We start from the raw sequence: 10,520 nt of genomic DNA, 5'->3' as shown, positions 1-10,520 counted from the left end.
GTCCACCGGAAACTCCGACACCGCGTCGGTGCCCTCCGCCAGCAGCCGCCACAGCTCGGCCGGCGAGGCCACCCCGCCGGGCAGGCGACATCCCATGCCGACGATCACGATCGGGTCGTCCCCGGCCGCGCCGTGCGGGCCGGGTGCCGGCGTCACGTGATTCCCGGCGAAGGCCGGTTCCGCCGCCCCGGCCGGTGCCGGGTCGCCGTCGGGGCCGCCGGGGAGCTCGGCGGCCAGGTACCCGGCGAGGGCGGTCGACGTCGGATGGTCGAAGACCACGGTGGTGGGCAGCCGCAGCCCGGTGCGCTCAGCCAGCCGCGCCCGCAGTTGGACGGCGGTCAGCGAGGTGGACCCGAGATCGACGAAGGCCCGGTCGGCGGGGATCTGGTCGGCGGCGTCGTACCCGAGGACGGCGGCGGTCTCGGCCCGCACCAGGTCGAGCAGGAACCGTCGCCACTCGGCCGTGCGCATCGTGGCCCGGCGCCCGAGCAGCGCCGCCGGCCCGTCGCCGCCGCGGTCACCGGCCTCCCCGCCGGCGACCGGTCCACCGGCGGGTCCCGTGGACGGGTCGGGAGGGTTCAGGACGGCGCGGACCTCCGGCAGGTCGCCGAGCAGCGGGCTGGGGCGGGCGGCGGTGAAGGCCGGGGCGAACCGGGCCCAGTCGACGTCGGCGACGGTCAGGCACCGCTCGTCACCCATTGCCTCCGCCAGCACGGCGACCGCCTCGTCCGGCGGCATGGGAACCAGCCCGCGGTCTTGGAGGTGGCCCGCGATCGCGGGATCGACGGCCATCCCGCCCTCCGCCCACGGCCCCCACGCGAGCGCCGTGCCGGCCAGCCCGCGCGCGCCGCGGTACTCGGCCATCGCGTCGAGGTAGGCGTTGCCCGCGCTGTACCCGCACTGGCCGCCGCTGCCCCAGGTGCCGGCGATGGAGGAGAACAGCACGAAGGCGTCCAGCGGCCGGTCGCCGACCAGTTCGTCGAGGACCCGGGCGCCCGCGGCCTTGCCCGCGAGCACCTCGGCGAGCTCGGCGACGTCCACGTCCTGCAGCGGTGTGAACCCGCCGGCGACGCCCGCGGCGTGGACTACGGCGGTCAGAGGGCAGTCCGCCGGTATGGCCGCCAGCACCTCCGCCAGCGCGTCGCCGTCCGCCGCGTCGCACGCGGCCACGGTCGTCGCCGCGCCGCGCCGGGCCAGGTCGGCGACGAGTTCGGGCACGCCCGGGGCCGCCGCGCCCCGACGGCTGGTCAGAACCAGCCGGGCCGCCCCGGCATCCGCGCACCACCGTGCGACGGCCGCGCCGAGCGCCCCCGTCCCACCGGTGATCAGCACCGTTCCGCGCGGACGCCACCCGCCACCGGCGCTGTCGCTGTCGCTGTCGGTGTCGGTGCGGGCCGTTCGGGCCGGTGCGAGCCGGCGGCCGAACACGCCCGACGGGCGGATCGCCACCTGGTCCTCGCCCGGCCCGCCCTCGAGCACGGCCGCGAGCCGGTCGGCCGCCGTCCCGTCGACGGCCGGGGGAAGGTCGACCAGACCGCCCCACCGGCGTGGCAGCTCCAGCGCGGCCACCCGCCCCGCGCCCCACACCTGCGCCTGCGGTGGGCTCGTCACCGCGTCGGCTCCGCCGATCGACACCGCCCCCTGCGTCACGCACCACAGCGGCGCCGCGACCCCGGCGTCGCCGAGGGCCTGCACCAGGGCCAGCGTGCCCGCCAGGCCCCGGGTGACCGGCTGACGGCCGGGCAGCTCCCGGACATCCAGCGCGAGCAGGGACAGCACCCCCGCCAGCGGGACATGCAGCGAGGTGAGCCGGGCGGCCAGCGTGCTGCGGTCGACACCGGCGGCGGGGTCCACCTCGAACCGGACGACCTCGGCGTCCCTGCCCTCAAGACCCCGGACGCAGCTCTCGACGCAGGCGCCGACACCGTCCTCCGCGGTCAGATCGGCGGGGATCACCACCAGCCACCGGCCGGGCCCCGCGGCCTTCGCGGCCTTCGCCGTGGACACCGGCGTCCAGGTGACCCGGTACCGGCGGTCGGCGGGCCGCCGGCCCGGCGTCGCGCCGCCCGCGGTGGCAGGCTCGCCCGCGGTGCCCGCGGTGCCCGCAGTGCCCGCGGTGCCCGCAGTGCCCGCGGTGGGCGCGTTCGCGGTGGCGAGGTGGTCACCAAGCCAGAAGCGGCGGTGCTGGAACGGGTAGGTCGGCAGATCGACCCGGCGCGCGCCGGCGAAGAACGCCGCCCAGTCGACGTCGGCGCCAGCCATCCACAGCCTGCCCACGGCCCGGGCCAGCGCGGGCTGCTCCGCCTGGTCACGGCGCAGGCTCGGGACGAACACGGCGTCGGAGCCGGCCGGGAGGCAGTCCTGCCCCATGCCGCAGAGCACCGCGTCCGGGCCGATCTCCAGGAAGGTCCGCACGCCCCGCTCGTGCAGCCGGTCGACGCCGTCGCGGAACCGCACCGCGGCCCGGACCTGGCGCACCCAGTACTCTGCCGAGCACAGCTCGTCGGAAGCGACGATCGCGCCGGTGACGTTGGAGACGACCGGGACGGCCGGCGCCCGGAAGGTCACACCGTGGGCGACCCTGCGGAACTCCTCGAGCATGCCGTCCATGTGCGCGGAGTGGAACGCGTGCGAGACCCGCAGGCGGGTCGCCGTTCCGCCGCGGGCGCGCCACCGCTGCGCGATCTCCTCGACCGGGCGCAGGTCTCCGGAGACGACCACCGACTCCGGTCCGTTGACCGCCGCGACGTCCACCGCTCCCGACGCGGAACCGGACGCGGCCGCCGCGCGCGCACCCAACTCGGCGATCAGCTCACGGGCCTGCTCCTCCGACGCCCGCAGCGAGACCATCGCGCCGCCGGTCGGCATCGCCTGCATCAGCCGGCCGCGCGCGGCGACCAGCGCGCAGGCGTCGTCCAGGTCGAACACGCCGGCCACGTGCGCGGCCACCAGCTCGCCGACAGAGTGCCCGAGCAGCGCGTCCGGCCGCACGCCCCAGGACTCCAGCAGGCGGAACAGCGCCACCTCGAGCGCGAACAGCGCCGGCTGGGTGAACTCGGTGCGCTCCAGCGCCGCGTCCGGGAGCGGGCCGGCGAACACGACGTCCCGCAGCGGCCGGGGAAGATGCCGGTCGAGGCGGGCGGTGACCGCGTCGAACGCCTCGGTGAACACCGGGAACCGGCCGTGCAGCGACCGGCCCATCCCCGGGCGCTGGGAGCCCTGGCCGCTGAAGAGGAACGCGAGCCGGTCGGTCTGGCGGTCCGGGCGTGCGGAGCCGCGGATCAGTGCCGCCGACGGTTCGCCCCGCGCCAGCGCGCCGAGGCCGCGCAGCATGCCCTCCCGGTCGCCGGCGACGACGGCCGCGCGGTGCGCCAGCGCCGCGCGCCCCACCGCCAGCGACCAGCCGACATCGGCCAGGCCCGGCCGAGGCTCGCTCTCGACCCGGGCCGCCAGGCGGGCGGCCTGCTCGCGCAGCGCCGGCTCCGACCCGGCCGACAGCAGCCACGGAAGCTCCTCGCCCGCCGGGGGATCGCCCCCGGGCGGGTCACCCGCAGCCTGGTCACCGCCGCCGGCATTCGGTCCGGCCTGGTCGAGCCCGGCCTGGTCGAGCCCGGCCTGGTCGAGCCCGGCCTGGTCGAGCCCGGCCTGGTCGAGCCCGGCCTGGTCGAGCCCGGCCTGGTCGAGCCAGGATGGAACCGGCTCGGCGCGGGGGGCGTCCTCGACGATGACGTGGGCGTTCGTGCCGCTGACCCCGAAGGCGGAGACACCGGCCCGGCGGACGCCGTTTCCGCGCGGCCAGGCCACCGGCTCGGTCAGCAGGCGCACGTGCCCGGCCGACCAGTCCACCCGGGCCGAAGGCTCGTCCACGTGCAGGGTGCGCGGGAGCACGCCGTGCCGCAGCGCCAGGACCATCTTGATCACGCCGCCGACCCCCGCCGCCCCGACGGTGTGCCCGACGTTCGACTTCAACGAGCCCAGCCACAGCGGCCGGTCGGCCGGCCGGTCCTGCCCGTAGGCGGCGATGACCGCCTGGGCCTCGATCGGGTCGCCCAGCCTGGTCCCGGTGCCGTGCGCCTCCACGACGTCCACGTCGGACGGCGAGACGCCCGCGCTCGCCAGCGCCGCCCGGATGACCCGCCGCTGCGCCAGCCCGTTGGGCGCGGTCAGCCCGTTGGACGCGCCGTCGGAGTTGACCGCGCTGCCGCGCAGCACCGCCAGCGCCGCGCGCCCGTGGCGGCGCGCGGCGGAGAGCCGTTCCAGCAGCACCACGGCCGCACCCTCGGCCCAGCCGGTGCCGTCGGCGGCGTCCGCGAACGACTTGCAGCGGCCGTCCGGCGCCAGGCCCTGTTGACGGCTGAACTCCACCAGGACGTCCGGGGTGGCCATCACCGTGGCCCCGCCGGCCAGCGCCAGGGTGCACTCGCCGGCGCGCAGGGCCTGCGCCGCCAGGTGCATGGCCGTCAGCGACGACGAGCACGCCGTGTCGATCGTCATCGCGGGGCCCTCGAGCCCCAGGGTGTAGGCGACCCGGCCCGAGGCGACACTGGGCAGGGTCCCGCTCATCAGGTGGCCCTCGACGACGGGCGGGGCCGTCCGCCAGGGCGGGCTGTAGTCCGCGACGGGGAGGCCGGTGTAGACGCCGGTCCGGCTGCCGCGCAGGGAGAGCGGGTCGATGCCGGCCCGCTCGAACGCCTCCCAGGAGACCTCGAGCAGCAGCCGCTGCTGCGGGTCCATCGCCAGCGCCTCCCGCGGCGAGATCCCGAAGAAGGCCGCGTCGAAGCCCGCGACGTCGTCCAGGAAGCCGCCCTGGGTCGTGTAGAAGGTGCCGGAGCGGCGCGGATCGGGATCGAAGTGGGTGGCCAGGTCCCAGCCGCGGTCCGCGGGGATGTCGACGACGGCGTCGCGGCCCTCGGCGACCAACCGCCAGAGATCCTCCGGGCTACGCACCCCTCCGGGGAACCGGCAGGCCATGGCCACGATCACGATCGGGTCGTCCGGCGGCGCGGCCGAGGCCGACGGCGCCCGCGAAGCCGGCAGGTCCGGGGGGTCCGGCCCGACCGGAGGCGGAACCGGGTGGTCCGGTACGTCGAGAACCCGTGTCCTGAGATGGTCGGCGAGACGCGCCGGGGACGGATGGTCGAACAGAAGCGTGGCGGGCAGTGCCAGGCCGAGCTCGCCGCCCAGGGCGTCCCGGAAACCGGCCGTGCTTCCTCCACCGAGCCCCAGCCGGACGAACGGCGTCCGCGGGTCGAACGGGCCGTGCCCGTCGCCCACGGCCCGGCGCACCTGCCGGAGTACCAGGTCGAGCAGAAGCCGGTGCTGTTCGGCCTCGGGCAGCCCGGTGAGGGCCTCCCGCCAGGTGGGGTGTTCGTGTCCCGCCAACGCTTCTCCCGTGCAGGTCGGGGCCCCGCGAGGACATCACCGCGCGCTGGAATCCACCCGCGGATCCATGGCGCGCCACTCGATGAATCACCCGCGGCTACCGAAGGAAAGGACCGGTGCGAACACCCTTCCCCCAGTCGGGACCGGAAGGGTTTCGCCGCGCGTTTTACGCGGGTAAAAGCCCAGGTAGTCGCCCTGAAGCGCCTGCCGCGCGGTGCGGCGGAACACCGCGGGTAGCGCACCTTCCGGCTATTCCTCGACCGGCGGACTCATACCCGCGCCCGGTCCCCCGCTTCGTGCCTGGCCCGACAGTCTGGACGGACATCCCAGCCCAATCATGTTCGGAAGAACGATCACGTCGTGTTCGAACCGGCCCGCGCGGAACCGCGGGCCACGAGCAAGGAGGGCATCACTTCGAGGGAGAATAGGCACGCTACGGCGGATACCGCAAGCAAGTTCGCGCACTGTTACGCCCGCAGTCATCGGGAGCGCCCGCGAACCGGTGTTCACCGTGTCCGGATCACCCGACCTGCCTCCCGGGTCCGGAGCCGGCCGACTCAGGTCCGGTCGGGCGAGAACTCGAGGACCTGCGTGAGCCGGATGTTGTTGCCGGACGGGTCACGGAAGGACGTGTCGATGCCGTAGGGCTGCCTGGTCGGCGGGTCGTTGAACTCCACCCCCCGGGCGCGCAGCTCGTCGTGGGAGGCCTGGCAGTCGTCGGTCTCGAGGAACAGCGTCCCGCCGGCGCCCTTGGCCACCAGCTCGGCGAGCTGGCCGCTGGTCGACACGTCGAACATCGGCGGCTTCGGGATCGACATGAGCACCAGCCCCACGTCCTGCCGGCCGGACGGGCCGACCACCAGCCAGCGGAATCCCCATTCACTCATGGTGACGTCCAACCGGACCTCCCAGCCGAGCGTCCTCGTGTAGAAGGCGAGCGCCTCCTCCTGGTCGTGCACCCAGAACTGCGCGTTGGCGATCCTGATCACCGCTGTCTCCTCGGCTCGGTCGGCTGCGCGGAAGAACGCGCCGGCGACGCTACGCGCGGGCGGTGACCTCGGCTTCTCCGAACGTGCGGTTGTGTGGGCGGCCGTAGGCACGGGCGACGCAGTCCGGGATCCGGATGTGGCGGCGCGCGGGCGGGAACGCCGCCCGGTAGGCACCCGGCGACATTCCGAACACACACCGGAATCGGGTGGTGAAGGATCCGACACTCGTCAGGCCGACCGCGAAGCAGATCTCGGTCACGCTTCGGTCGGTGTTGCGCAGCAGCACCGCGGCGCGCTCGAGCCGGCGGGTCAGCAGGTACTGGTGCGGCGGCTCACCGAAGGCCCGCCGGAACTCCCGGCTGAAGTGGGCCGGCGACAGACTGGCGGCGCGCGCCAGGTCCGCCACCGTGAGCGGCTCGCAGTAGCGGGCGTCGGCGAGATCCTTCGCCCGCAGCAGGTGGCGGGCCGGCGGCACCATGCACCGCAGTATCGCCGACGCCGGGACGCAGCCGGCCGGCGGAGCCCAGGCCGCGTCGCGCGGCCCACGGAGCGCAGGCACCGGGAGGCGGGGCGGTGGTCATCTGAGGAAGGGCAGCACCTTGTCGGTGAACAGGGTCAGGCAACGCCAGCCCTCGGCGATCGGCATGCCGCCGCAGAGCGCGTGGATGGCGAACCCGGCGTGCTGGCCGTGGGCGAGCGCCTGCTCCGGGGTCAGGATCTGGTAGATCCCCTCCGCCCTCAGCTCCGCCACAGTGGTCGCGCTCGACCGGTGGGCGGAGCGGACGTCCGGCGTCTGCCAGGCCGAATAGGTCACCGCCTCGTGGAGCAGGTGGTGCCCGAGGGTCGCCCACGCCTCGTCCGGATCCTCGTGGATGAACATCATCGTCACCCCCGGCCCCGGCATGCGGCAGCGTGCCTCGACGCCGCTGGCCGCGCACTGCTCGTGGTAGTAGGACGCGATGTCGGGAAGGTGCCCCGCCGGCGCGAACGGCAGGTCGAACCGGATCGCCCGGCGCGCGGACACCTTCGAGCTGCCACCGATCATCACCGGCGGGTGCGGCTGGGTGAACGGCCTCGGCGTGACCCGCACCGTGGTCCCGCGGTGGTCGAAGGGCTCGCCGGTCCATGCCTTGAGGAGCGTGTCGACGCACTCGTCCATCAGCGCCCCGCGACGCGCCCAGTCCTTGCCGTGGGTGGCGTACTCGGACGGGCGGTAGCCCACACCGAGGACGACGCTCAGCCGCCCGCCGGACGCCAGGTCGAGGACAGCGATGTCCTCGGCGACCCGGATGGGATCGTGCAACGGCAGCAGGAGGGCGGCGATCGAGACCGGGAGGCGGGAGCACCGGCCGAGGACAAGTCCCGCCAGGGCAAGCGGCGCGGGGCTCCAGCCGTTGTCGACGCCGTGATGCTCCTCGAGATTGACCAGGTCGAAGCCGTGTTCCTCCACGTGCGCGCACATCTCGAGAGCGGCCTGGTGCCGGGCCGACATCTCGCTGGGGTCCAGACCGGGCTGGGTCAGGTTCAGCCGTAGCGCCAACATGTCCGTCTCCTCGTCGGTGAGGTATGCGGTGGTCATCCCACCGGTCGACTTTTGCCCTGTAACGCGCGGCACGTCAACTCCCCGCCGTGGCCGGCCGCGGCGGGCTCCGGTCGCTCCGCCGCCGGGACGTGATCATCGATTGACACCGGAACAGGAGTGAGCGCATACTTTGTGATTCGATGCCCGGGCGAGAATCGCGACGGCGGGAACTGCACACGTATCCGTCCAGTGGTCATCGGCATTTTGACCGGACAGATAGACCCTACCTACGACGCGATAAGGTATTTCACTATGGGCTGTCGTCCTTTTGCTTTGAGTAATCGCAGAATCGTCGGTCTGTCGAGCCGGCTCGGCGCGATGGTCGTTGCCGTCATCATGTTCGCGGGCTGCTCCAGCGATTCGGGCGGTAGTGCCTCACCCGAATCGACGTCGCTGGCTTCGAGCCCATCCCCCGTGGTCGGGACGAGCCGGCCGCCGTCGCCTTCGCCAGCGCCGGTGCCGACGCCGCTGCCGACCTCCGCGTACCCGCCACTTGCCGGCTTCGGTGAGGTGCACGACATCGGCAAGGTGGTCGGCATTTCCGACGGCCCCGATGGCACCGTGCTGAGCCTCGACCGGTCGAAGTACGTCCTCTGTACCCCGCAGTCCGGCGACGCGGAAACCTGCCTCGACGGATACCGCATCGACGACGTCGAGGGCGGGACGCTGGACTACGTGGTGACGCCGACGGTCAGGGTCGTTCTTCCGGTGCGGCCCGAGGAGTACGAGACCGGTGACCTCGCGGACCTGCGGGAGTTCGTCGCCGCCCGTCCGTCCAGCCTGATGATCCTGCGGCTCGACGCGGGAGGACGCGTGATGGCCGTCGGCCAGCCCTGGCTTCCGTGACCTCGCCGGACCGGCTGTTCCAGCCCGTCCGGTCCCGACCGAACTCCGGAGCCGGGTCCCCATGGCCCCGGAGCCACCTAAGCCGTATCGGGCGGGCGGGTCCGGTTGGCGCTCGCGGGCAGTGGCAGCGGACCGGGTGGGGCGAGGTAGTGGCCCTGCGGCCTGGTGCACGCCCGCGCCGATCAGGACACCGAGCTCCCGCGCGGTCTCGACCCCCTCTGCGAGGACCAGGCTGCCTGTCTCCTGGGCGAAGTGCACCAGCGCGGCGGCGAGCGCGCGCCGCGCCGGATCAGCGTCGATCCGCCGGGTGAGACACTGATCCATCTTGATGAAGTCGGGCTGGAGCTGCACAAGATGATGCAGGCTGGCGTAGCCGGCACCGACGTCGTCCACGGCGATCCGGACTCCTTCACGGCGCAGGACGCCCAGCGCGCAGCGGACCGACGGATAATCCTCGCCCCTGTCACCCTCGGTGACCTCGACAACGAGTCGGTCGGCCGGGATATCGGCGATCGCATCCGCCAGCCGCCCCGAGAGGATCGTGGCCGGTGAGGCGTTGACCCCGAGCCCGAACTCGGGGGGCAGGCAGGTGAACGCGCGCAGCGCCGACCGGATCGCGGACAGTTCGAGTGCGGGGCCGAGGCCCACGGCGGCGGCGTCGGCGAACCAGCGCTCGGCACCACCCGAACCGGGCGGGAACCGGGCAAGCGCCTCAGCCCCCACGCAGTCGAGCGACGGCAGGTCGAAGACCGGCTGGAAGACCATCGTCGGGCCACCGCTGTCGATCAGCCGCCAGATCCGCCACCACGCCGCCTCCCGGTACTCCCCGCCGGACCGCCGATCGGAGATCGAGGCGGAGAGCACCTCTGCCAACAAGGCCAGCGAACGCGTCTTGCGAGCGGGCATCGCCACGTCGGCGTCGCGGCTCAGGCAGCACAGCATCCCGTACGGACGGCCGTCCGCCAGGGTCACCGGAACTCCGATGTACGAGCCGACCTCGGGCCGGCCGGCCAGCGGCCCCCCGGTCGCCTCCACCCCGGTCGCCGCCGTCCCCGTCACCTCCGTCGCCGTCCCGGACGTCACCGCCTCCGGGCGGATCCTGCCGACGACCGGAAGCGGGCGTTCGGCGAGAGCATGCGAGCGGTGCGGGCCGGGATGGTGCACCGTCGAGCCGGGATGGACACCGAAGGCCGCAGCGTCGCCGTCGCACGCCTCGATCACCTGGGCTCCCCCGATCAGCCTGGAGAACCAACAGAGATCCATGCCCAGGCGGCGACGGGCGGTGGCGAGCAGCCCGGCCACCGGGTCCGGTTCGGCCGGATCCCACCGGGACGGCGGCGTGGCGCCGCCGCGACCACAGGCATCGGTCACGTGCACCTCCCCACGCGGCACTCGCCAGCATGTTTCCCACGCGTCCACCAGGAACACGTCGCCCGGGCCACAGTTCCGATCGCCGAGTGGAGTCCACGCCCGCGGTGCACGAATAGCGATCGTCTAGTGACCCGCCGGAGTGGCGGTCCGTGACGCAAAGCGACCACCACGTGATCCTTTTCGAGAACAGCGAAGAATTTGACGAGGAGATACGCGATGGCCGCGCGCCCGGCTGTGACCGACGCGGAGTCCCCTGTCTGCGGGGGCGCGGGGCTCTTCTCGCGGGGTTCCAAAGCCGTATCCGACCAGCGGAGCCGTACCGGCCAGCCGGCGGAGAGCCGCCCGGATCA

4 protein-coding genes and 1 pseudogene are annotated in these 10,520 nt (G+C 73.9%); all 5 read right to left on the bottom strand.

What is annotated here, in order from left to right; genetic code table 11:
- Positions 1-5,382 (bottom strand): annotated as a pseudogene (locus AC559T_RS05615) (SDR family NAD(P)-dependent oxidoreductase); the annotation flags it as partial.
- Positions 5,383-5,939: 557 nt separating this feature from the next.
- Positions 5,940-6,371 (bottom strand): VOC family protein, encoded by a 432-nt coding sequence (locus tag AC559T_RS05610; protein ID WP_498867990.1) that lies wholly within the window; start codon positions 6,369-6,371, stop codon positions 5,940-5,942.
- A 49-nt stretch (positions 6,372-6,420) separates the two neighbouring features.
- Positions 6,421-6,849: a helix-turn-helix domain-containing protein gene (locus AC559T_RS05605; protein WP_112108688.1), complete on the bottom strand. Its 429-nt coding sequence runs from the start codon at positions 6,847-6,849 to the stop codon at positions 6,421-6,423.
- 99 nt (positions 6,850-6,948) lie between these two features.
- Positions 6,949-7,950: an LLM class flavin-dependent oxidoreductase gene (locus tag AC559T_RS05600; RefSeq protein WP_498867989.1), complete on the bottom strand. Its 1,002-nt coding sequence runs from the start codon at positions 7,948-7,950 to the stop codon at positions 6,949-6,951.
- A gap of 378 nt (positions 7,951-8,328) precedes the next feature.
- Entirely contained in the window at positions 8,329-10,170 is a 1,842-nt protein-coding gene (locus tag AC559T_RS05595) for an EAL domain-containing protein (protein WP_498867988.1), read from the bottom strand.
- Positions 10,171-10,520 lie beyond the last annotated feature (350 nt).

It is taken from the genome of Frankia sp. Hr75.2 (assembly GCF_949319125.1).
In the GTDB taxonomy this organism is placed as follows: domain Bacteria; phylum Actinomycetota; class Actinomycetes; order Frankiales; family Frankiaceae; genus Parafrankia; species Parafrankia soli.
Note: the sequence above shows the minus strand (reverse complement) of the source record. Positions and strands in the feature narration are given on the sequence as shown.